Here is a 24,865-nt window from a genome sequence, read left to right as displayed (position 1 = left end):
AGGAAATTTATGAAAAAAGAAATACCTTTTTCAGTAGCGATAATCCCTATTATCATTACAGTTGCAGTTATGATGGTTACAATTGTTGTATTAGAACAAAGTCCTCACGTTCCACTTATTATCGGTACAACCGTTGCTTCTATCGTTGCTTGGCGTTACGGTTACAAATGGAACGACATTGAAGAAGCAATGTATAAAGGAATTCGCCTCGCATTACCCGCTATCGTTATCATTATCCTTGTTGGTTTAACAATCGGTGCTTGGATTGGCGGTGGAATTGTCGCAACAATGATTTATTACGGTTTAAATCTTTTAACTCCATCACTATTTTTAGTTTCAATTACAGTTATTTGTTCTATCGTTGCATTAGCGATCGGTAGCTCTTGGTCTACAATGGGAACAATCGGCGTTGCTGGAATGGGAATTGGCCTAAGTATGGGAATCCCAGCTCCAATGGTTGCTGGTGCCATTATTTCTGGTTCTTATTTTGGCGATAAAATGTCACCGCTTTCAGACACAACAAACTTAGCCGCCGGATTAACAAATACAGATTTATTCACGCATATTCGTCATATGTTATTTACTACAATCCCAGGTTTAATTATTACGCTTATCGTTTATGCGTTCTTAGGAAGAAGCTTTGGCGCTAATAATATTGATGCGAAAAGCATCGATCAAACATTACAAGTACTACAACAAAACTTTGTTATTTCGCCTTTCCTATTAATCATACCTGTAATCGTTATGGTATTAGTTGCTAAAAAGGTTCCTGCTATACCAGCTATTCTCGTAGGTATCATTTTAGGATTCTTATCACAAGTTTTTATTCAAGGTGATTCTGTCTCAGCATCTGTCGGTGCACTCCAAAATGGATTTGTCATCGACACTGGAAACAAACTAGTAGACGAACTATTTAACCGCGGTGGCTTAGATTCAATGATGAATACAGTTTCTATGACAATTGTCGCTATGACCTTCGGCGGAGTATTAGAACATACTGGTATTCTTCGTGCAATTGTAAATCAAATTTTAAAATTAGCTACATCATCAAAAGGGCTTATTGCTTCTACTATCGCTTCTTGCTTTGCGACAAACCTTACTTGCTCTGAACAATATATTTCAATTGTTGTTCCTTCAAGAATGTATGCAAATGCGTACACAGAAAAAGGATTGCATTCTAAAAACTTATCCAGAGCATTAGAAGATGGTGGAACATTAACTTCTGTTTTCGTACCTTGGAATACATGTGGTGTATTTATTCTCGCGACGCTTGGAGTAAGCGCATTTGAATATGCTCCTTATGCTATATTAAATTTCATCGTTCCTATTATCTCAATCATTTATGGTATAACTGGCTTTACGATTACGAAGCTGTCAGATATTGAAAAAGCAGAGCTACTGAAAAAACAAGCAGCTCAACTAGAAGCTTAAAATTTTTGAAACGAATACATCGGTAAATTCAGTTCATATATTGCACGAGGACGCCCTTGTTGATAGGGCATTTCCTCGCCGCAAATATTTGCATACCCATAATCAACTAATTTCTTTAACAACCTTTCTGTCGATCGTCTCGTCACTTGTAAGTACTCAGAAAGATCAGCTGCTGTAAATTTCAATGATGGATGCGATTGACTAAATTGAATGATTTTTGACAAGTTTGCTGGACTAAGCTTTGTTTCTTTCGCTATTTTAATTAGTTCAGGATTATCGTTTTTCAAGCTTTGTACTCGCTGTTCTTTCGGGAACGGACCAAATAATTCTTTATCACTTGTTAGTATATAAAAGCAGCGTTCTATCGGATTATTCTTTGCGAATCCTTGAGCGATTTTTGCATTTTGCTCCGCTTCGTTTACTGTTTTTCCATAACCAAATCCAATAGATATTGCTCCTTCTATATTCATAAATAAGCGATTTATCGTATTTGTTTTTATAATTGATTCAATATCACCACGAGTTGTATATAAAATAAATGTCTTTTCATCAACTTGTTTAAATGAACCACGTAATTCTTTTGAAATTACATTTAATTGTTCAAGCAAACTTTCTTGTAACTCTATACAGGATATAATACAAGCACCCACAGTAGCTGAATGGCTTTTTGCTAACTCAGCTTTTATTTTTGCATCTGTTAGCCCTTGTATAATCGATTTCGTCGGGTCAATCATACGCTCTGAAGGAACACCTAATCTTTGAAGTTCATCATAGACAGCGTGAATACTTGTTAAAGCTAAATCAATCGCTCCTGATTGATATTTAGCCAAATGAAAATCAATGATTTTCTTAATTTCGTCATTACTCCACAACATATTTTCATAATCCATCACTTGCGGAGTTTCTTTTATGCCGATATCATGGAACACATTTGTAATAAACGAGCGATCCACTAAATCAATTGAAATTTTATGAGGTTGAATACCTTGATGATATACTATAGAAAGGAGTGAAGATGCGACAGTTGTCTCGTCTTGTTGCAAATATACACTTGGAATTGGTAATTGTTCTCTTATTTCTTTTGCCATATAATAAGGTAGGGCACCCGAGAAAAAGATAACATCACAAGGTTTTAAACGCCTTAATAGTTCAGAAGATTCTGCCGGATGAAGGTAAATATATGGATCAATTTCTATTTCTTCTAATTTATGAGCAATAGGTAATAGATTCTCTATAAACTCCTTTGAGCCGACAACTGCAATTTTTATCATCATCTCTCTAACTCCTTATAATTAATTAACGACTATTTAACGTCAACTATATCAAATGTACAAAAGCATTGTAAACAGGAAGGGGATTATCCAATGAAAATTACAGCTATTCATCTTTACGCAATTCGTTTACCACTTCGAGATCCATTTATTATTAGCTACGGCACTTATTATGATATGCCTTCTATCATTGTCAAAATCGAAACAGATGAAGGTATTGTCGGTTACGGTGAAAGTGTAGCTGATGATCACGTTACAGGTGAATCATGGGAAAGTACTTTCCATACTTTAAAACATACACTAGCTCCTGCTCTAATCGGGGAAAACCCAATGAATATCGAGAAATTACACGATATGATGGATCATACAATTTACGGTGTTCCTACTGCAAAAGCTGCGATTGATATTGCTTGCTTTGATATCATGGGCAAAAAATTAAATCAACCTGTATACCAATTAATTGGCGGCCGTTACCATGAAGAATTTCCAATTACTCACGTTTTAAGTATCAATTCTCCGGAAGATATGGCAGAAGAAGCTGCCTCTATGATTAAGAAAGGTTACCAATCTTTCAAAATGAAAGTTGGTACGAATGTAAAAGAAGATGTAAAAAGAATTGAAGCTGTACGTGAACGAGTGGGAGATGATATCGCAATTCGTGTTGACGTCAATCAAGGTTGGAGAAACAGCGCGAATACATTAACAGCGCTACGCTCGCTTGGACATTTGAACATTGATTGGATCGAACAGCCTGTCATAGCCGATGACATTGATGCGATGGCTTATATTCGCTCTAAAACAGACCTTTCATTAATGATTGACGAAGGATTAAAAGGTTCACGTGAAATGCGCCAAATTATCGGGATGCAGGCCGCTGACAAAGTGAATATTAAATTAATGAAATGTGGTGGCATCCATCCTGCCGTTAAACTAGCGCACCAAGCAGAAATGGCTGGAATTGAATGCCAAGTTGGCTCTATGGTCGAATCATCTGTTGCATCTTCTGCGGGATTTCATGTAGCCTTTTCTAAAAAAATCATTACAAGTGTTGAACTAACAGGGCCATTAAAATTCACGAAAGATGTCGGGAACCTTTCCTATGACGTACCTTTTATTCGCCTAACAGAAAAACCTGGATTAGGCGTTGATATTAATGAAGATATACTAAATGAATTAACCGTTTTTCAAGACACGATTCGCTAAAGGAGGTCACACCATGAACATTCTTTATGAAGGAACATTAAAACAAAACGAGCAAAGCTTTCAAGTCACATTATTATCTTTAGATCACATTGAACAAATTTTATCCTTACAAAATGTTGTTATTGAAGCATTAGAAAATAAAACTAACTTGCAACCTCTTACGTTAGAAGAATATCAATATATATTAAATGGGAACGGCCTAATGATTGGCGCATTTGTAGAACAAGAACTCATTGCATTTCGTGCACTCTTAGCTCCCCCTATCGATGACGAGCATTTAGGGCTTGATATCGGTTTAACACATAAAGAGTTAGACCGTGTTATTTATCAAGAAATCTCAAATGTTCATCCGAAGTGCCGCGGAAACGGAATGCAAAAAATATTAGCAAAAGTCATTATGGAACAATTAACGCAAACAGATAGCAAATACGATTACGTTTGCTGCACTGTTGCACCGTTTAATATTCCGAGTTTAAAGGATAAGTTTGCGCAAGGGATGGAGATTGCGGCGTTGAAGGAGAAGTATGGTGGTAGTCTTCGATATATTTTTGTTAAGGAACTACGCGGGAATGAGAAAAGCGAGCGAAGAGATATTAAGAGTATTGCGATGAGTGATATTGCTGGACAGCAGGCATTGCTTACGGAAGGATATCTTGGGTATGAGATGGGGCAGCATGACGGAGAGTATTGTGTTCGATTTGGAAAGTAAGATAATAGTTACTCCGCTCAATATTTAGTAATTTTTTCGTTATAGATAACAAAAAGGTGAGACACTATTGATAATAAGTGCTCACCTTTCTGATAAAAACAGTACATAATTGGCTTCTTTAAGATAGATGCTGTTTACATAAAAGCACCGTTCGTATTGTAAGGTCAACCAGATACTTCTGGTTGACCTTTTGTATTGGTTCTTATTATACAATACCGCTTATGGATTTAGCGTTGGTGCTTTCGGCCAAGCTTAAGAGCTTTATTCGCACGAATCATCATCCCAGTCGCGTCGGTAAGCCAGTGTCGCGGGGTTCGTATTACCAAAACTCAGATACCACGGCTCACCTAGCGGACCTCCCGCTGAAGTAGGGGGCACGAACACATCGTATGTCTTATGATGATGGACATTGTAGCGCCTCACCGAACCTGTGTCAGGTCCATCGCCAGTAATGGGGACAAACAGTTTTCCGTTCGGTCCGAACAGGAGCGCCTGTGCGAAGGCGCGCGGCTGTCCGATGACATCGAGGTCAATCTTGTCGAGAAACTTGCCCGTATCGCCGTCGAAGATCAAAATCTTGTCCGTGTCACTCTCGTCACTTCTGAAACTGGTGATATAGAGGTTGCCGTCGGGACCGAAGACTAAACCTTCAGGACGGTTGAGGTCATTAACGGTGTTGCTCTCAATGAATACCCGAAGGAACTCCCCGGTCTTCGGGTTGAAGCGTAGCACCGAACCGCCTTCTGGCTGCGGAAGATTGCGTACCGAGACATACAGCAAGTGGTCTGGACCGATAACCACAGCGCGGGGATGGAACTGCCCGCTGAAGCAGGAGTGGTTGAGATTACCAAGAAACACCCCAGTTTTGCCATTATACTCCCGCAGTTCCCCAGGTATGTCTACGTCACCCATATCCGCCACAAACAGATTTTTCGAGAGAACAATGCCGCGTGGTGCGAACGAAGCGCCTAATGCGGCAGATTGGACAAATTCACCCAGAAACGCCCCGGTTTGTCCATTGTACTCCAGCACATTGCCATTTTGAGGTTGGTCGATATTTTGGTTGGTGACAAGGAGATTGTCTCTATGGTTGAAGATAAGCCCTCTAGGACCGCTCAGGCCGTTGCTGCCTGATGCTACAAAACTGCCCAGGAACCTCCCAGTTTCAGCATCAAATGTTTTCACGGTATTGTCACTGCCGTCACCAATGTAGAGAAAATCTTTTCGCCTTTTCAATCTATAAAAAATCCCCCTTCTATAAATTAAGTAAAAAAACTAACTTTCACTTAATTTAATTTATTCTTAGGAGAGATTTTCCGAGTGGGACAAACTTACTGATAAATTAATACAATTTCCAAAATCAAGTGAAATAGATTAAAAGTACTATTGCCACACTAAGTATTTCTTAGCTTTACATGGGAAACAATTATAAACTAAAACTGTCGTGCAATATTAATCGCTCCAAAGATGTCACCACTAAACCGTCATCTTCCAACTCGATAACGCTAACCAGTTCTCCATTTCCTTATAATCAGGCATTATCTTCCCAACAAGACGCCAAAAAGATCGATCGTGATTTAGATGGACCATATGACACATTTCGTGAACAACTACATAGTCAATTACCCTCTGTGGTGCCATTGCTAACTTCCAATTGAATGTTAGCTGTAGATTTGAATCACAAGTTCCCCATGTACGACTGCTATCTGTAATACGAATAGAACGAGGTTTTGTTTTAAAGTTACTTTGATGCACGTTAATACTCTTCTCTACTAACGCTTTACACTGTTTATAGTAAAATCGTTTTAAAGCTTGTTGTATTTTCTCATTCTTAAGCTCTTTCACATAAATATGTAGCTTATCTCCTTCAAACACTGCATTGTCTTGCTCAATGCTTGCATCTTGAGAAATCTGTATCGGATACGTATTCCCTAAATATAGAAAACCCTCTCCTTGATCATAAGCTTTTTCCTGTGGACCACGCACTCTCTCCTGCATTTCTTTACACGTTTTCTGAATCCAATCCCATTTCTCTTCTAACAACTGGATTATATATGCAACAGGTGTACCTTTCGGAGCTTGTACTTCCACATTCCCGTAAGAATCTACATAAAGACGTACTGATTTTTTCTTCTTATAAGTTATATGAAAATTAATTGTCTCACCTAAATATGTATGTACCATTTCATCACCTAGCGTATTATTTTTACAAATAAAAAAGAGTAGGATACGAACGTCCTACTCTATCTATTATATCATTTACTGCTTTAACGAACTTATTATCCTCTATACTTTACACCTAATCCCTTAATGAAATTCCTTGCGTATCTATCGCCACACTCTTTGTAATTTTTATGGCCTTTTTTTCTTAACAGAGCGCCTAACTCTCCTTTTGTTACCGTAACGCCTACGCTATCTAATATATCAAGTACATCTTCACTCGTTAATGAAAGTGCAATTTTCATTTTCTTTAAAAGAAGGTTATTAGCACTCTCATTGCTCTGTACAGGTGCCGGTGCAGGCTGCCCTGGTTTCGGATCTTGCTTTCCTCTTTTTAAAGTAATAAATCCGTTTAAAAATGCCTCTAACATCATCATATCGCATGTTAGTACGTACTCATCTTCGATTACATCGTCATTTTCAGCTTCATGTTGCGGTGCTCTCTTTATTTTTGTAAGCATATCAACTACGTCTTCTTTCGTTACTTCCATTCCGCCAAGTTTAAAGATTTCCACCATATCTATATCTTTTATATCTAAAGCGTATCTTACTCTTTTTAATATATCGTTGTTGCTCATTGCCATTGTTTTTCCTCCTGAAATGCTAAATATGATAATGCTTTTAGCATGTATAAATTAATGTCGTTAAATTAATACTTTAACATTTTATCCCGATTAAAGTTTTACTTTATAATAACATTCTCAAATATTTTTCGAAGTTAACTCCCTCTACTTCAGGAATTTGCTCCAAGGAGGTAGCATGAATGGATGCTGTTAGAAATGCCTCTGCAAGCTGTACGGATTTTTCTAAGTCCTCTCCTCGCATCATGCTTCCCATTATGACCGAAGCAAATAAATCTCCCGTACCTGAATAACTTTTACCATTATAAGGAGTTTTGTCATAAAAATTTTTATTCCCGTCCAAATACATATTCCCGATAAATTGTTTATCTCGATTTGCTGATGGTGGATTCACGCCAGTTATGATCACCTTAGCATCCGTTTCTTGCTGCAATGTCTTTCCAGCTTCTTCTAACGCTTTGATAAAATCAATTTCATTTACATAGCTATATAGTTTTTCATAAGATAACCCAGTTAATAGACAGCACTCCGTTACATTTGGTGTAATCACATCTGCACATTTCACAAGTTCTCTCATTCGAACTAACAATTCTTCTGTAAAAAGTTTATAGGCCTCACCTATATCCCCCATCACAGGATCAACAAGTAAGATGGTTTCTTTTGTATGAAATGTATCTAAAAAACGAAAAATATTATCAATTTGCTCTCGACCAGTTACGAATCCGGTATAAATTCCATCAAAAGTTACATGAAGCTTGCTCCATTCCTCTTCGAAATATTTCATTTTAGATGTAAAGTCTTCACAAAAAAAACTTGGATAACCTGTTTGTGAAGACAATATAGCAGTTGGTAAAGGACATGCCTGCACCCCCATTACCGAAAGAACCGGAATCGCGGCTGTTAATGAACATTTTCCAAAAGATGATAAATCCTGTATTACAGCGACTTTTTTCATAATAACCTCCATAAGATCTATCCCACTTAAGCTTTATTCATATTATCACAAATAAAAAATGGAAAAAACACCCGATAATCCAGAGGAAAACTACATCATTTACCTTTCAACTAAATGAAATGGCTTTCTAACACTAAAAACTTACGCCTTCCATTCTACATTCACAAGTAGAAAGTGTCTCTTATCATATCGCTTGGAAATATTCGAATTCAATATCGTTTCGCTAATCCTTTTCAAAGAACTAAAAAAAGCAGCTCTCCCTTATGAGAGAGCTGCTTTACTTTAAAATAACTACACATAAGTTAACGTAATTCACTTCCCTCAAACCGTTGAGAATTACATCATTTCACTGTCTGTGTTTTTTTCAAATGTATCAAGCAATGCACGCACTTCATCTGTTGATTTCGTGCTCATCAATTGATTTCTTAATTCAGCAGCTCCAGGGAAGCCTTTTACATAAATTTTGAAAAAGCGATGAAGCCCTGTGATTGAACGTGGCAGTACTTCCGCATATTGATCTTGAAGATCGAGCTGTAGTCTTAAAAGATCAAGGTGTTCTTTACTGCTATGCTCTCTTGGCTCTTTTTCAAAAGCAAACGGATTTTTAAAAATACCTCTTCCGATCATAACACCATCAATACCATATTTCTCAGCAAGCTCCATCCCAGTTTGACGGTCAGGGATGTCTCCATTGATTGTTAATAGCGTATTTGGTGCGATACGGTCACGTAATTTTTTGATCTCCGGAATTAGTTCCCAGTGCGCATCTACTTGGCTCATTTCTTCTCTTGTACGTAAATGAATAGAAAGGTTCGCAATATCCTGTTTTAGAATATGCGTTAACCAATTTTCCCACTCACTTAACTCTTTAAAGCCAAGTCGTGTTTTTACGCTGACAGGCAGTCCGCCCGCTTTTGCTGCTTGAATAAGTTCTGCCGCAACGTCTGGACGTAGAATAAGGCCACTCCCTTTTCCTCTTGATGCTACATTTGGTACAGGGCAGCCCATATTAATATCGATGCCTTTAAATCCTAGTTCCGCCATGCCGATACTCATTTGACGGAAATATTCAGGATTATCTCCCCAAATATGTGCCACCATTGGCTGTTCATCTTCTGTAAAAATTAAACGGCCACGTACACTCTTCATACCCTCTGGATGACAATAACTATCCGAGTTTGTAAACTCTGTGAAAAATACATCTGGGCGACCAGCTTCACTTACTACGTGACGAAAAACAACGTCTGTCACATCTTCCATTGGTGCAAGTACGAAAAATGGTCGTGGTAAATCACGCCAAAAATTATCTATCATTTCAAATTCAAATCCTCTCACTATGGTTACAACTTCAAACTCTCGATTAAAAAAATATAATACAAAATGTTACAATAGCTTATTATGAAACACCAGTACATCTGGACATTTATAATTTGTGAAAATCAGCAATATTTATTTTAACTAAAATTGTTCCTGAATGGTATTTTTTATAAAGTGAAACTNNGGCAGTTGATCCCCCACCTAACTTCTTTGCTTTCGCTGAATTTTGAGGTAGGGGTCTTACTGCCCGTTAATGCGGGATAAACCAAAAAGCAGATGGTATAGATTTCTTCTATATCAACTGCTTTTTCTATTATACCAACTCTAGCCAAGCCACACACTCCACATGAGTCGTATGTGGGAACATATCAACAGGCTGTACTTCCTGCGTTTTATATCCGCCTTCTTCTAATACTTTTAAGTCACGTGCAAGCGTCGCTGGGTTACATGATACATATACAACGCGCTTTGGCTTCATTTCGATGATTGTGTTTAGTAACGCTTCATCGCAACCTTTACGCGGCGGATCAACGACGATTGTATCTGCGATGATTCCTTCCTTATACCAGTTCGGAATAACAACTTCTGCTTCCCCTACTGCAAATTCTGCGTTTGTCATGTTGTTGAGTTCCGCATTTCGTTTTGCGTCTTCGATTGCTTCTGGAACGATTTCGACGCCATATACCTTTTTCGCTTTTTGCGCTAGGAATAAAGAGATTGATCCGATTCCGCAGTATGCATCAATCACCGTTTCATTTCCATCTAGTTTTGCGTATTCTAATGCTTTATCATATAGCACTTTCGTTTGTTCTGGGTTTACTTGATAGAAAGAACGTGCCGAAATCGCAAACTTAATGTCACCAATAAAGTCATAAATATATTCTGATCCGTATAAGACTGTTGTCGTATCTCCAAAAATAACATTTGTACGTTTCGTATTTACGTTTTGAACGATTGATTTTACCTCTGGGAATTTCGTCGCGATTTCTTCGATAATTGCTTCTTTATTTGGCAATTCTGCCGTACGTGTAATGAAGACAAGCATAATTTCCCCTGTTACTTGTCCGTACCTAGCCATTACGTGGCGAAGTGTTCCTTTATGACGTTCTTCGTTGTACGCCGCGATGCCGTGCTTTTCACAAATACGTTTTACTTCTTGAATTAACGTGTCGTTTTCTTCTGCTTGGATTAAACATGTTTCCATATTAATGATGTCATGCGTCCCTTGGCGATAAAATCCAGCTACAAGTCCGCCTTCACGTTCTCCAATCGGTACTTGCGCTTTGTTTCGATAAACCCACGGGTTCTCCATACCGAGAACAGGATGAACCGGTACATCTTGAAGTCCACCGATGCGCTGCATTACGTCACGCACTTGTTTTTCTTTCGCTTTTAGTTGTCCTTCATATGTTAAGTGCTGAAGCTGACAACCTCCGCATTGGTTGTATACTGGACATTCTGCCTCTTTACGAAATGGGCTTTCTGTATGAAGCTTCATTAAACGACCAAAAGCGAAATTCTTTTTCACTTTAATAATCTTAATCTGTGCTTCTTCACCTGGTAATCCGTTTTTGACGAAAATAGGATAGCCTTTTACTTTCGCAACACCGGCACCATCATGTGTTAAATCTTCAAATACTACATCTATAAACTCGTTCTTTTCAACTGGTGGCGTCATTTTATTACTCATTTTCCGACCTCTCTTTTTCATAACACTGCGTTACATTTTATCATACTTATATGGTCTATTTCTATCGGAAGAAAAAAAGCTATTGACGATAGTTCTCTAGTAATGTTACGCTACTACTAATTTAATACGGACGATGTTACCTCATATATACTCGATAATATGGATCGAGAGTTTCTACCCGGCAACCGAGAATTGCTGGACTATGGGGAAAACTAATGAATATTAGCTTTTTTGTGTATACGAAGACTCATATTGATTAGCTTTCTCTCATAGACGAAAGTGAATCCATATGGGTCTTTTTTTATTTTTCTAACAGGTCAGACATCTTACGTATGACATAAAACCTCTCTAACTTTATTTATTGATTTCCAAGCATATAATCTGCGGCTATGAAGAATAAAAAGTGACCTACTCTCGTTTTCTCTTTTGGTTTTCACTTGGCACGAGGGCTAAAAAAGGCTCTAACCGCTTCTACGCTCGGCTGGATCCTCTCCCCAATCTAAAGGGATGGCAGGTTTTCAAGCGTATAATCTGTTGCATGAAAACCAAAAAGTGACCTGCTCTCGTTTTCTCTTTTGGTTTTACTTGGCATGGAGCTAAAAAAGGTACTGACCGCTTCTATGCTCGGCTGGATCCTCTCTCCCATCTAAAAGGAAAGGGTTTTCATGCCAGATTTTCAATTTGTATTTATTAGTTATATAACGAGTGTTTTATGTAAAAACTTTATATGAACTTCTGAAAGGGGCAACTACATGCAATATGTAATGAGCGTTATCGGCATTCTTGTCGTTTTAGGTTTATGTTTTGCTTTGTCAAACAACAAAAGTAAAATCAACTTCCGTGCAATTGCTATTATGATTGGTTTCCAAATTTTAATTGGTTGGTTTATGTTTGGCACAAAAATTGGTCAACAGATCATTATTTTTATTAGTAAAGTGTTCAACAAACTGATTAAACTTGGTACAACAGGTGTCGATTTTCTCTTTAACGGTATTCAAAGAGACTTTGTCTTTTTCTTAAATGTATTACTCATTATCGTCTTTTTCTCAGCACTACTTTCTATTTTTAGTTATTTAGGTGTTTTACCATTCATCGTTCGCGTTATCGGCGGTGCACTTTCCAAAATTACTGGTTTACCACGCGTTGAATCTTTCCACGCAGTAAACTCTGTATTCTTTGGTTCAAGTGAAGCACTAATCGTTATTAAAAATGACTTAAAACACTTTAACAAAAACCGTATGTTTATTATTTGTTGTTCAGCAATGAGCTCCGTCTCAGCTTCTGTTACAGCATCATACGTTATGATGTTAGATGCGAAGTATGTACTAGCAGCGCTTCCATTGAACTTGTTCTCTAGCTTAATTGTTTGTTCATTATTAACACCAGTTGATACGCAAAAAGAAGAAGAGGTAATTCAAAAATTTGATAGAAGCCTATTCGGTGACAGCTTTATCGGTGCAATGATTAACGGTGCACTAGATGGTTTAAAAGTAGCTGGTATCGTTGCTGCTTTAATGATTGCTTTTATCGGTGTTATGGAAGTTGTTAACTATGTAATTAGCGCAGCTTCAGGCGCAATGGGATATGCCGTTACACTACAGCAAATCTTCGGTTATATCCTTGCCCCATTCGCATTCCTAATGGGTATCCCAGCTCATGATATTATCCCAGCTGGTGGAATTATGGGAACAAAAATTGTTTTAAATGAATTCGTAGCTATTCTTGATTTAAAAGAAGTTGCAAAAACATTATCTCCACGTACAGTTGGAATCGTTACGGTATTCTTAATTAGCTTCGCAAGTATTAGCCAAATCGGTGCGATTGTCGGTACAATCCGCGCCCTTTCTGAAAAACAAGGAAGCGTCGTATCTAAGTTTGGTTGGAAAATGCTATTTGCATCAACACTTGCTTCTATTTTATCTGCTACAATCGCTGGATTATTTATTTAACCATGAGTCCCCCTCACTTTTCTATTTTGAAAGTGAGGGGGATTTTTTGATTGTGAACTACGAAAAAACTATATAACTACCATTATTTATCTTCACAAAAATTTTACATACGACAAATCCGGTACGAATAAATAGCCTTTCTGTCGAACTCTCTCAAAAGAGCTATTCCCCTCTATATTTTATAGTGATATGATGGACGAGGGTATGATTCAAATAAGAATATTTGAATAAACAGTCTCTTATAATAAAAAAGATAAAGAATCTAGTACATATGAGAGGCAAAAACACAATAGAAGGATGATAGATATTATGAAGAAATATGCATGTATTGCTTTACTTTCTTCTGCTATTCTCGTGAGTTGTAACACTAGCACTACTAGTGAAAAACAAACAAAAGAGGCAACTTACAAGAGCCAAAAGGAGACGAAAGAAGTTCAAGCTAAAGCAGTAGAAATACCTGTAACACAAGGGCTCATTTCATGGGATCCATTTGAATACAACGCAAAAAATACGACACTTTATACAAAAAGTTTAAGGGATTCATTTAAAGAAGTGCGTTACAATATTTGGCGTACAGCTGACGGCCCTGAAAGTAAACAAACCTTTGTATCGCAAGACAAAACTCGTGATTTTGCTCTCCCATTTCATTTACAATCATTTCATTTAAAACGTGGAGAATTTCAAATTGAAACAGTGGGATTAAAAGAAGACAATACAGAAGTTCCTCTCGTAAAATCTACGATTACATTCCAGCAGCATGTCCCTTTCCTTATGTACCATGCGATTGAAAAATATCCTGGACCAAGTGATGGCGATTTAGGTTTATATGTACCACCAGAACAGTTTGAAAAACATATGCAGTATTTAAAAGATAACGGTTATACAATGTTAACATTTGAACGTTGGGGTGACGTAAACCGCGTCAATAAACCTGTCTTTGTGACAATGGATGATGGTCGAAAAAATAATATGAACGCCCTTCATATTTTGCAAAAATTAAAAGATGATAAATTTCACCCAGCAGCAACGGAATTCCTTGTTTCAAGTACTATTGATACACCAAATCGTCTTACGACAGATGATATAAAACAAATGCTTGATTCAGGTATTTTTTCCATTCAATCTCATACTGCTAATCATACAATGATGGCTTATACAACTAACTACGATGAAGAGTTACGTGCATCTAAAGAAAAAATTGAAAATCTTACAGGGAAAAAAGTCATCGCCCTCGCCTATCCAGTAGGTTCTTATAATGATCCAGCTGTAGAAGAAACAAAGAAACATTATGAATTTGCAGTAACTACCGACCATGGAACTCATATTACAAAAGGCACACCGAACGAACAATACTTAATTAAACGCCATTTTGTTGGTCCTAATACAACAATGGCGCAGTTTACATCACTTGTAAAAGAAAAATATTAATCATACTTAGGCTACTTTTATGAAAAAGTAGCCTTTTCTTTACTTCTCCAACTTTAAAATTAGCTTAAATTTTAGCCTTGAACATGTAGCACCACTTTTACCAATGTTATAATTTGTAAAAAACGCATTGGAGGTCCCAATGAAATTACATGCTCTTTTTGATTTCCTACATCTATTATTTTTAAGCATAAAAAGTCATTATGTTTTCGGCATCCCTAGTTATGTATTTTTAATTCCTTTCATTTTTGTTGTTGGCTACATGATTATAACGCTGAACAAGCCTGCAAAAAGAAAAAGGCTTCGAAATAGAGAAACATCTTAACTATCTGTTTCTTTGAACGATCATTACTTTATTATATCGATATAAAGTGAAAATTTAATAAATCCCTCTCTGAATCTTGAGGTGAAGGTCTGACTGCCCATTTACACGGGAAAAAGGTGAATACACAATAGAAGGTGAACGTTATGAAAAAATATGCAGCTATTGCTTTATGTACATCTGCCATTCTAGCAGGTTGTAATTCTAGCAATGCAAGTAATGAACCTAAAAAAGAGAAAACGGTTCAAGAACAGTCGAAAAAAACGATAGAACAAGTACAACCACAAGGCAAAATATATTGGAATCCTATTACACATGAATCAACAAACACCTCCATCCACGTAACAGATTTAAAAGACTCCTTCGCCGAGGTACAATATAAAATTTGGCGAACTGCTGATGGAAAAGGAAATGCTAAATTATTCACATCAAAAGAGAAAGACAAACAATTTATAATTGCTTTTGATATAAAAGAATTTGAAGGAAAACGTGGTGAATATCAAATTGAATCTGCAGGTGTGAAAGAGGATGGAAAAATAATCCCTCTCACAACATCCTCCATCGTATTTGAACAACATGCTCCGATCTTAATGTATCATGCAATTGAAGATTATTACGGTGCAGGAATTAAAGATTTATTTGTCTCACCAGCTAACTTCGAAGCCCAAATGAGATACTTAAAAGAGAATGGTTATACATTACTAACGTTTGAACGCTGGAGCGATATAAATAAAGTAAATAAACCGATTTTCGTTACATTTGATGATGGTATGAAAAATAATATGAATGCATTTCATATTTTACAAAAATTAAAAGACGACAAATTCAAGCCTACAGCAACCGAATATATGATTGTGGATAACATTGATGCAGAAGGCTCTCTGTCCACTGCAGATATAAAAGAAATGATTGATTCAGGTATCTTTTCTGTACAATCACACACAGCAACGCATGCTGATTTACCAAAGATCACAAACTATGAAGACGAATTAAAGGGTTCAAAAGAACGACTTGAAAAGGTAACTGGTAAACCTGTTATTGCAGTCGCTTATCCATTTGGACATGTAAACGATAAAGTAATAGAAGAAACAAAGAAATATTATCAATTTGCAACAACAACAAAATCAGGGCAATTTATTACGAAAGGTGAGCCAAACGAATTATTCAAAATGAAGCGTGTTCGTATACATCATTCCACAACAGTGGAACAATTTTCACTTTCTATTAAATAAAGAAAAATCGAACTCAATGCACATTGAGTTCTATTTATATTTTTTAAATTTTCTAGTATTATGTATATAAGAAATCTTTCGAATAAAGGAGATTATACATATGTCATTTGAACAAACATTAGAAAAGTATGCTGCACTTGCAGTCAATGTCGGTGTTAATATTCAACCTGGACAAACATTATCTATCAGTGCGCCACTTGAAGCTGCACCATTCGTCCGTCTTGTTACAGAAAAAGCTTATAAATCAGGCGCTAAACATGTATATGTAGATTGGAATGATGAAATTTTAACACGTTTAAAATTTGACTTAGCTCCTGAAGAAGCGTTTTCTGAATTTCCTACTTGGAAAGCTCATGCGCGTGAAGAATTAGCAAAAGAAGGCGCTGCATTTATGTCTATCTATGCAGAAAATCCTGACCTGTTAAAAGGTGTAGATGCTAAAAAAATCGCAAGCGCTCATAAAGTTGCTGGAGAAGCAATGAAAGTATATCGTGATTATGTACAAGCAGATAAAGTAAGCTGGTGTGTAATCTCTGTTCCTACAAAAGAGTGGGCTGCAAAAGTATTCCCTGACGTTGCACCAGAAAAACAAGAAGAAAAGCTATGGGATGCAATTTTCCAAGCAACTCGTGCAAACCTAGAAAATCCTGTAGAAGCATGGAAAGAACATGATGAAACATTACATAAAAAAGTAGATTACTTAAATGAAAAGCATTATAAAGCTCTTCATTATACAGGTCCTGGAACAGATTTAACAATTGAACTTCCAGAAAAACACGTATGGGCTGGAGCTGGTAGTCTAAATGAAAAAAATGTACCGTTTATGGCTAACATTCCAACTGAAGAAGTATTTACAATGCCGTTAAAAACAGGGGTAAATGGACAAGTATCAAGTACGAAACCACTTGTTTTTGGAGGTAATATTATTGATAATTTTACGCTTACATTTGAAAATGGGCGTATTGTAGGCTATAAAGCTGACGTTGGCGAAGAATCTTTAAAACATTTAGTAGAGACAGATGAAGGTTCTCATTTCTTAGGAGAAGTTGCATTAGTACCTCACGACTCACCGATTTCTAACACAAATATTTTATTCTATAATACTTTATTTGATGAAAATGCATCTTGCCATTTAGCAATCGGAAATGCTTATGCATTTAACTTAGACGGTGGTAAAACAATGACAAAAGAAGAGCTTGCAGAAAATGGTGCAAACGCTAGTATTACACACGAAGATTTCATGATTGGCTCCGGCGAACTTGATATTGACGGTATTACAGCTGATGGTAAACATGAACCAATCTTCCGTAAAGGGAACTGGGCGTTTTAATAGAAGATCCAAAGTAAAAAACACTCTTTTTTAGAGTGTTTTTTACTTTGGTTGTGGAAAGTCTATCATGCAAAATGGTAAATGAAATTTCATGAGTGGTTTCCCAAATATATCGACCATTTCTCACAATATATCGGCGCAAATTCGAATATATCGGCGATTCGACAAAGGATATCGACTAACCAACAAATAACGACAATAAAAAAGAGGGTGCCACCTTTTTTCCCAATAAACCAAATAAAACAGCTATCTTCTGCAGAAGATAGCTGTTAACAAATAGAAGCCAGTAGCGATTACAACCCTAACGAAATATATTTAATTTCTAAATACTCCTCAATTCCATAATAACCGCCTTCACGACCAATCCCACTTTCTTTAAATCCACCAAATGGAGCTTGTGCAACGGATGGAAGTCCATCGTTCAAGCCAATAATTCCGTATTCTAATGCTTCACTAATTTGAAAGGCTTGGCTAATGTCTTTTGTAAATACATACGCCGCTAAACCATATGGCGTGTTATTCGCACGCTCAATGACTTCTTCTACCGTTTCAAATTTCGCAACTGGCGCAACTGGACCAAATGTTTCTTCATTCATACATAACATTGTGTCATTAGCGCCTCCAATGACCGTTGGCTCAATGAAGTGACCGTTTAATTCTGTAAGTGTTTGGCCTCCATACAGAATTTCGCCACCTTTTTTGATTGCATCTTCAATATGTTCCTGTACTTTTTCTACAGCATTCGCATCGATAAGTGGTCCTACAGTCGTACCTTCTCCAAATCCATCGCCTACTTTAAGCTGTCCGACTGCCTTTTGGAATTTCGCTGCGAACTCTCCATACACCGCTTCTTGCACAAATACACGATTTGTACATATACATGTTTGTCCAGCATTACGGAATTTCGAACCAATTACTGCTTCTACTGCTTTATCTAAATCGGCATCGTTCATTACGATAAATGGAGCATGACCACCTAGCTCAAGCGAAACTTTCTTCATCGTTTTCGCAGCTCCACACATTAATTCTTTGCCAATTTCAGTTGATCCTGTAAATGAAACCTTTCTTACGCGTCCATCTTCCATCCAAGTATCGGCAATTGCCTTCGCACTACCTGTTACAATGTTTAAAACACCTTTTGGGATATCAGCTTCATGTGCAAGTTCAGCTAATTTTAATGCTGTTAACGGTGTTTGACTTGCAGGTTTTACAACTGCTGTACAACCTGCTGCAAGTGCTGGGGCTACTTTTCTTGTAATCATTGCCGCTGGAAAATTCCATGGGGTAATCGCTGCAATAACACCTACAGGTTGCTTCGTTACTAAAATACGTTTATTCGGGTGAGAAGCTGGAATCATATCACCGTACACTCGTTTTCCTTCTTCCGCATACCACTCTACAAAGCTATTTGCATAGTTTACTTCTCCAAGTGCCTCTAGGAACGGCTTTCCTTGTTCCTTTGTCATAATCGCTGCAATTTCTTCTTTGTTTTCATCAATTAACGTAAACCACTTCTTTAATTTTTGCGCACGATCAGCAGCTGTTAATTTTGACCAAGATTTAAAAGCTTCGTGTGCAGCGTCTACAGCTTGCTTTGCCTCTGTTACTCCGCCCTTCGGAACCGTTGCAAATACTTCCTGCGTTGCCGGGTTATTAATCTCAATTTTTTCCTGCAGCGTAATCCATTCTCCATTTATATACATAGCTTTCTGCTCTAAATTTACATACGTCGCTTTCTTATCCAATGTTCTCTTCCTCCTTTATATTCACTTCATTTTTTCCATATTTCTATCATACTTTCAAAAAAGCATTCGAACAAAGAAATAACCTCGGGTAACCTTTTACATTCATACCATTTTAATTTTTCAACATACAAGTCGAGGTTCTGAAAACGAAAGAAGCTCTCCCTTTAGTTTCTCCTGACATAGGGCTAAAAAAGGTACTGACCACTTTTATGCATGATCAAATACTCTTTTCCGCCAAGGAAGAAAAGTGTTATGCCATTTTTTCAATTTGTATTTATATAATTTCTTCGCCTATAAACTTCTTAATTTTCCTAGTTGCTGCAGATTGGCTTATTTTCAAGTATTCTGCGACTTTATAGCTGGATCCGTGTGTTTTATATGCTTTGAGGATAATATTTCGTTCTACTTCCTCTAGCATTTTATAAAGACTTTGACCGGATTGTTCAACAGTTGATTCTTGCATAGATAATGGTAAGTCTTCTATCATAACAATATCATCTGCAGTAATAACAATCCTTTCAATTACGTTCTCTATCTCTCTATTATTTCCTTCCCAAGGATACCCTACAAACATTTGTAAAGTACTAGGAGCCAATTTTACATCACGCCCATACTTTTCATTAAAATGATTTAAATAATGATAGACTAACGGTAAAATATCTTCCGTTCTCTCACGAAGTGGAGGAATTTGAATCGGTATTACATTTAAACGATAGTATAAATCTTTTCGGAAAGTACCTTGTTTCACCATTTCAGCTAAATCTCTATTCGTAGCTGCCACAATCCGAACATCTACTTTTTTTAATTCCCGTCCTCCTACTGGGCGGAATGTTTTTTCCTGCAATACTTGTAATAGTTTCGCTTGAATTTCAAGTGGCATTTCACCAATTTCATCTAAAAAAAGAGTTCCTTTATGAGCTAACTCTAAAATTCCTTTTTTCCCTTCACGGTTTGCACCTGTAAATGAACCACCTGAATAACCAAACAATTCCGATTCGATTAAGTTTGTCGGTAATGCCGCGCAATTAATTTCATAAAACATTTCATTTTTACGATGACTCACTTCATGCAAATGGCGTACTAATCTACTTTTCCCTACTCCAGTCTCACCTAAAATAAGAACCGTACTATCTACCATAGAAACTTTTTTGATTGTTTCGACTATTTTTTGCATAGCTACACTTTTAAAAATGAGCCCTTCATATTCATACGTTTCTCTTAACTCTTTTTTATATGTCTTTAACTGATTATCCATCTCTTCTACCTTTTTTCGTAATTGGTAGAGTTCAGTAAGATCACGAGAATAACTAATTACTCTTCGCAAATTTCCTTGTTCATCAAATACAGGCCTTGTACGGACATGTAAATACTCTCCTGACTTTGTTGACTGAACAAGCTCAATCGGCTTTTTCTTCTCAATTACTTCCAATGTTGCAGATGGATAAAAAATTCCTTCTTTTTGTAACTCTTTTACATGCTTACCTACTAACTCCTCAGCAGATAATTGATAGTGTCTTTCACATGTACTATTTACACGAACGACGGTTCCTTTCTCGTCCGTAACAAATATCTCATCAAATGCATATTCAAATACATCCTTTAAGTCCATAAACGCTCGTTCCTTTTCTGCAACCATTCTAGCCACTCCCCAAATGCAAGGTCCATTGTTTCCCTTTATTATCGCTTATATTTCATTATAAAGTGAAATCTCCTTTTAAGGGAATTTTCTGTTTTTTAAAACGGAATAAAACTAGAATGATTGCATATTTGTTATAAATAACTGTTACTATTTACACACGAGCGATATCAGCTTGCTCATAACAAGCTTGCAAGGAATCTTCAATAATTGTAAGCCCTTCTTCTAGCTGTTCATCTGTAATAACGAGTGGCATTAACACACGAACGACATTCCCGTACGTCCCTGCGGATAGTAAGAGTAATCCACGTTTATTCGCTTCCGCACATAAATTTGCTGTTAGTACTTTATCTGGTTCTTTTGTTGTACGGTCTTTAACAAGTTCAAATGCACACATCGCTCCTAGTCCGCGAACATTACCAATACAATTATATTTTTTCTTCATATCCTCGAATCGATCCATCACAACTTTTCCAACTTGTATAGCTCGATCATTTAATTTTTCTTTCTCAATAATATCTAAAACAGCTAATGCTGCCGCGCAACCTAATGGGCTTCCTGCGTATGTTCCTCCAAGTTCTCCTGGTGCTGATTCATTCATAATTTCTTTACGGCCAATGACACCGCTAATTGGCACCCCTGCACCTAATGATTTAGAAACAGTGATCAAATCTGGTACGACATCATAATGATCAATGGCAAAATATTTTCCTGTACGGCTAAAGCCTGTTTGAATTTCATCCGCTACGAATAAAATGCCATATTCAGAGCAAAGACTACGTACTTCTTGCACAAACTTCTTACTTGGAACGATAAAGCCACCTTCACCTTGAACAGGCTCCATTACAACAGCAGCTATACTTTCTGGTGCAACTTCTGAAATCAAGAAATTCTTAAATTCTTCAATGATAAAGTTATCATATTGTTCGTCTGTTAAACCTTCTGGACGACGGTATTCATATGGGAATGGCGCTTTATATACTTCTGGTGCAAATGGACCAAATCCAAACTTATAAGGCTTCACTTTACTTGTCATCGTCATTGTCATCAATGTACGACCGTGAAATCCTTTTGAAAACGCAATAATACCCGGGCGTTTCGTATATTTACGAGCGATTTTCACCGCATTTTCAACAGCTTCAGCACCGCTATTTAAAAACAATACTTGTTTATCAAAATTACCAGGAGCTATTGCTGTAAGCTTCTCAGCTAATTCAATATATGGTTCATACATCATCACATTGAAACCAGTGTGAATATATTGATCTACTTGTTTATGAAGCGCCTCTTTTACAGCCGGATGACAATGCCCTACGTTAATTGTTCCGATTGCTCCTGCAAAATCAATAAATTGATTTCCATCTACATCTGTTACAAGTGCACCATCAGCTGACTGTACGAATGTTGCAATCCCATTGCTCACACCCCTTGGGACGATATTTTGACGGCGTTCTAATAAAGAAGCTGCTTTTGGTCCTGGAATTTGTTCATTTACTTTAGCGAATTTTTTATTCATCGTTTCTCCCATCCTTTTCTATGCTATGATTTTCTTTTTCTATATTGCAAGATGTATGCCAACATAACGAATGCAATAATCTTCTAGTTTTCTCAGGATTTCGACATAAAAAATAAGTCTATAACGACTNNAGTCGTTATAGACTTATTTTATTTATAAATTAGACTTTTCTCGTTCCCAAATCAGTTCTCCAGAATCAGAAATGAAATGACCGACAGAATCTAATACAATATCTGCAAGTGGTGCTAATGTTTGACGATCCCCCGTCCCTGAAAGAACTCCAATTGCATAACAAGCCCCACTATTTTTCGCTAAATATAAATCTGTTGGTGTATCCCCAACAATCACTACCTCTCCTGGGTCTAACTCGAACTTTTCACAAAACGATTCTACAATTTGTTTATCTGGTTTTTGAGCTGGAAATGTATCTGAAGCTATAATATAGTCAAAAAACGATTCTATTTTGCACTGCTTTAAAAAGAGTTCTGTCGGTGCAAAATCATCAGCAGTCACAACACCTAAAATAAACCCTTTTTCTTTCAATGCTTGTAAAAGTTTTGGTAAGTCTGCCGTCATTCTCATATGTGAACGATGTTGGTACATAAGAGTAAATAGGTTTTCACTTATCCAGTGATGCATATCACTCTCTCCAACAGACGGTATATACTTACAACAAATTTTCGCTATATCAAGGCTTGTTCCTGCTGCTAATACACTACTTGGATGAACGTACACCCCTTCAACACCAATTTCTTCTAAAATCGTTGCCTGTAATGATTGAGGTAATTGATGTAATTCTATAAGTTCAGCTACAAGTTCTTCAGCAACTTTAATCCAAATTGAATGAAAATCCATTAATGTTCCATCTTTATCAAAGAGTATCGCCTTTACCTTCTCCATAACACACCCTACCTTTCAGCCCTTTTCTCATTTAGTGTAGCAAACAAATATGGATGTAAGATGAACGAATTGTAAAAATACCATAAAAATCAAATCAATTCCCAATTTACAATTCAAGTCTAATCATTTGGTGATTTTTTCAATATATCAGCGATTCGATAAAAGATATCGTCCTTGTGGCAAATAGCAAAAAAAAGAACATGTTGTCTCCTGTTCCTCTCACCTGAATATAAAAAGGATGCCTTTATAAGGCATCCTCGTTATGTTCAGGAACAAATAATTCCAGACAATGATATATATTTTCAAATTCCATCGGCGCATCTCCGCCATATTCACCATCTAAGTTAATCATTAATTTATCTGGTGAGTGAACTTTAATACGATTTGCTTGTGTATATAAAACTTTTGGGTTATTAATATGCTCACCGCGCTGCGCTTGTGTTGCTGCTTTAATTAAATCAGCAATAGATCCCTTCTTCAGCACTAATAAATCAAATAAACCATCATTAATAGATGCATATGGGGCAACCTTTTCAAATCCACCAACAGAGCGTGTATTTGTAATTAAAAACATCGTAATTTCTTCTTGTAGTAGCTTTCCATCATACTCGATTTCAACATATGTTGGATGTAGTGATGGTAACATTTCAATCCCTTTTAAATAATACGCTAACTGTCCAAGAACTGTTTTTAATTTACTTGGCACTTCATATGTTAATTCTGTAATACGCCCGCCACCAGCAATATTAATGAAATATGTATCGTTTGCTCTACCAAGATCTAATGGAACCGTCTTACCTTCACAAATAATATCTGCAGCTTCTTCAATAGAACGGGGGACACCAATTGCACGTGCAAAGTCATTTGTCGTTCCAACTGGAATAATGCCGAACTTTGGACGATGTTCATGCCCAACTAAACCATTTACAACTTCATTTAACGTCCCGTCACCGCCTGCTGCAATTACAACATCAAACTTACGATCTGCAGCTTGCCTCGCCGCCACAGTCGCATCTCCAGGACCAGTTGTTGCATGACAAGATGTTTCATATCCAGCTTGTTCTAATTTTTGTAGTACTTCTGGTAAACTTTTTTTAAACAACTCTCTCCCAGAAGTAGGGTTATAAATTATTCTCGCTCGCTTCATCATTTATTAGCATAGGAAATTTCTTATTCATCACTCATGGAAAAAGAATATATTAAACCTTTATCCAGTGTTCCCATGCCTACCTCCTCTCATCTCCATATCCTTCTTTCATCCCAATTGAAAAGGACAGGTAAGAACCAGGGTTCATACCACGTTACACTAGAAAATAATTAACGAATGTAAGTTTTGGCCTATTTAACCAAACTATATATATGATTTCATTCTTCATTACACTTGCTATTGTTTATAAAAATGGGGATTACAATTCTATTATTTCACGAGATGA

19 protein-coding genes and 1 riboswitch are annotated in these 24,865 nt (G+C 36.9%); of the genes, 7 read left to right on the top strand and 12 right to left on the bottom strand.

Annotated elements, in window-relative coordinates; translation table 11 throughout:
- Window positions 1–9: 9 nt before the first annotated feature.
- Window positions 10–1,431, top strand: a complete 1,422-nt coding sequence (gene nhaC / locus CN373_RS20685; protein WP_000711551.1) for a Na+/H+ antiporter NhaC — start codon at window positions 10–12, stop codon at window positions 1,429–1,431.
- Here the strand turns inward: nhaC and CN373_RS20680 are convergent.
- Window positions 1,428–2,705, bottom strand: a complete 1,278-nt coding sequence (locus tag CN373_RS20680; protein WP_000972793.1) for a hypothetical protein — start codon at window positions 2,703–2,705, stop codon at window positions 1,428–1,430. The genes nhaC and CN373_RS20680 overlap by 4 nt on opposite strands.
- Window positions 2,706–2,795: 90 nt before the next feature.
- Between CN373_RS20680 and CN373_RS20675 the strand changes: the two genes are divergently transcribed.
- A complete protein-coding gene (locus tag CN373_RS20675) occupies window positions 2,796–3,905 on the top strand; it encodes a mandelate racemase/muconate lactonizing enzyme family protein (protein ID WP_000704439.1) in 1,110 nt (369 codons plus the stop codon).
- 13 nt (window positions 3,906–3,918) lie between these two features.
- Complete coding sequence (locus CN373_RS20670) at window positions 3,919–4,614, top strand: N-acetyltransferase (RefSeq protein WP_098360073.1); 696 nt, start codon at window positions 3,919–3,921, stop codon at window positions 4,612–4,614.
- A gap of 261 nt (window positions 4,615–4,875) precedes the next feature.
- On the opposite strand, the gene CN373_RS20665 is transcribed toward CN373_RS20670, so the two are convergent.
- The 6 genes from CN373_RS20665 to rlmD form a co-directional block, all read right to left on the bottom strand.
- Window positions 4,876–5,850, bottom strand: a complete 975-nt coding sequence (locus CN373_RS20665) for a hypothetical protein (protein WP_000829080.1) — start codon at window positions 5,848–5,850, stop codon at window positions 4,876–4,878.
- A gap of 240 nt (window positions 5,851–6,090) precedes the next feature.
- Window positions 6,091–6,798 carry a M48 family metallopeptidase gene (locus CN373_RS20660; RefSeq protein WP_098360072.1) on the bottom strand — a complete coding sequence of 236 codons (708 nt, stop codon included), beginning with the start codon at window positions 6,796–6,798 and terminating at the stop codon, window positions 6,091–6,093.
- 95 nt (window positions 6,799–6,893) lie between these two features.
- The gene (locus CN373_RS20655; RefSeq protein ID WP_001251699.1) at window positions 6,894–7,418 is read right to left on the bottom strand and encodes a DUF1456 family protein; all 525 of its coding nucleotides are present in this window, start codon (window positions 7,416–7,418) and stop codon (window positions 6,894–6,896) included.
- A gap of 103 nt (window positions 7,419–7,521) precedes the next feature.
- Complete coding sequence (locus CN373_RS20650) at window positions 7,522–8,370, bottom strand: pyridoxamine kinase (protein WP_098360071.1); 849 nt, start codon at window positions 8,368–8,370, stop codon at window positions 7,522–7,524.
- 336 nt (window positions 8,371–8,706) lie between these two features.
- Window positions 8,707–9,684, bottom strand: a complete 978-nt coding sequence (locus CN373_RS20645; protein ID WP_000566695.1) for a tRNA dihydrouridine synthase — start codon at window positions 9,682–9,684, stop codon at window positions 8,707–8,709.
- Window positions 9,685–10,000: 316 nt separating this feature from the next.
- Window positions 10,001–11,377, bottom strand: a complete 1,377-nt coding sequence (gene rlmD / locus CN373_RS20640) for a 23S rRNA (uracil(1939)-C(5))-methyltransferase RlmD (RefSeq protein ID WP_098360070.1) — start codon at window positions 11,375–11,377, stop codon at window positions 10,001–10,003.
- A 121-nt stretch (window positions 11,378–11,498) separates the two neighbouring features.
- Window positions 11,499–11,600: riboswitch (purine riboswitch) on the top strand.
- Window positions 11,601–12,129: 529 nt separating this feature from the next.
- Here rlmD and CN373_RS20635 point away from each other — a divergent pair.
- From CN373_RS20635 to CN373_RS20615, 4 genes are all read left to right on the top strand, one after another.
- Window positions 12,130–13,326, top strand: a complete 1,197-nt coding sequence (locus CN373_RS20635) for a NupC/NupG family nucleoside CNT transporter (protein ID WP_001200513.1) — start codon at window positions 12,130–12,132, stop codon at window positions 13,324–13,326.
- Between the two features lie 309 nt (window positions 13,327–13,635).
- Window positions 13,636–14,754: a polysaccharide deacetylase family protein gene (locus CN373_RS20630; RefSeq protein ID WP_000759542.1), complete on the top strand. Its 1,119-nt coding sequence runs from the start codon at window positions 13,636–13,638 to the stop codon at window positions 14,752–14,754.
- 465 nt (window positions 14,755–15,219) lie between these two features.
- Window positions 15,220–16,305: a polysaccharide deacetylase family protein gene (locus CN373_RS20620; protein ID WP_000759539.1), complete on the top strand. Its 1,086-nt coding sequence runs from the start codon at window positions 15,220–15,222 to the stop codon at window positions 16,303–16,305.
- Window positions 16,306–16,405: 100 nt separating this feature from the next.
- Window positions 16,406–17,635 carry an aminopeptidase gene (locus CN373_RS20615; RefSeq protein WP_000007341.1) on the top strand — a complete coding sequence of 410 codons (1,230 nt, stop codon included), beginning with the start codon at window positions 16,406–16,408 and terminating at the stop codon, window positions 17,633–17,635.
- Between the two features lie 293 nt (window positions 17,636–17,928).
- Here the strand turns inward: CN373_RS20615 and CN373_RS20610 are convergent, their stop codons facing one another.
- The 5 genes from CN373_RS20610 to CN373_RS20590 form a co-directional block, all read right to left on the bottom strand.
- The gene (locus CN373_RS20610) at window positions 17,929–19,380 is read right to left on the bottom strand and encodes an NAD-dependent succinate-semialdehyde dehydrogenase (RefSeq protein ID WP_000358142.1); all 1,452 of its coding nucleotides are present in this window, start codon (window positions 19,378–19,380) and stop codon (window positions 17,929–17,931) included.
- 274 nt (window positions 19,381–19,654) lie between these two features.
- Window positions 19,655–21,016 carry a sigma-54 interaction domain-containing protein gene (locus CN373_RS20605; protein ID WP_098360069.1) on the bottom strand — a complete coding sequence of 454 codons (1,362 nt, stop codon included), beginning with the start codon at window positions 21,014–21,016 and terminating at the stop codon, window positions 19,655–19,657.
- A gap of 154 nt (window positions 21,017–21,170) precedes the next feature.
- Window positions 21,171–22,532: a 4-aminobutyrate--2-oxoglutarate transaminase gene (gene gabT, locus CN373_RS20600; protein ID WP_001034441.1), complete on the bottom strand. Its 1,362-nt coding sequence runs from the start codon at window positions 22,530–22,532 to the stop codon at window positions 21,171–21,173.
- A 153-nt stretch (window positions 22,533–22,685) separates the two neighbouring features.
- Entirely contained in the window at window positions 22,686–23,432 is a 747-nt protein-coding gene (locus CN373_RS20595; protein ID WP_000416675.1) for an HAD family hydrolase, read from the bottom strand.
- A 244-nt stretch (window positions 23,433–23,676) separates the two neighbouring features.
- Window positions 23,677–24,582 (bottom strand): diacylglycerol kinase, encoded by a 906-nt coding sequence (locus CN373_RS20590; RefSeq protein WP_002055591.1) that lies wholly within the window; start codon window positions 24,580–24,582, stop codon window positions 23,677–23,679.
- Between the last annotated feature and the right edge of the window lie 283 nt (window positions 24,583–24,865).

Origin of the sequence: Bacillus cereus (assembly GCF_002561295.1) — a bacterium.
Classification (GTDB): Bacteria; Bacillota; Bacilli; order Bacillales; family Bacillaceae_G; genus Bacillus_A; species Bacillus_A cereus_S.
The sequence above is the reverse complement of the archived record's forward strand: the minus strand, read 5'-3'. Positions and strand labels throughout refer to the sequence as shown.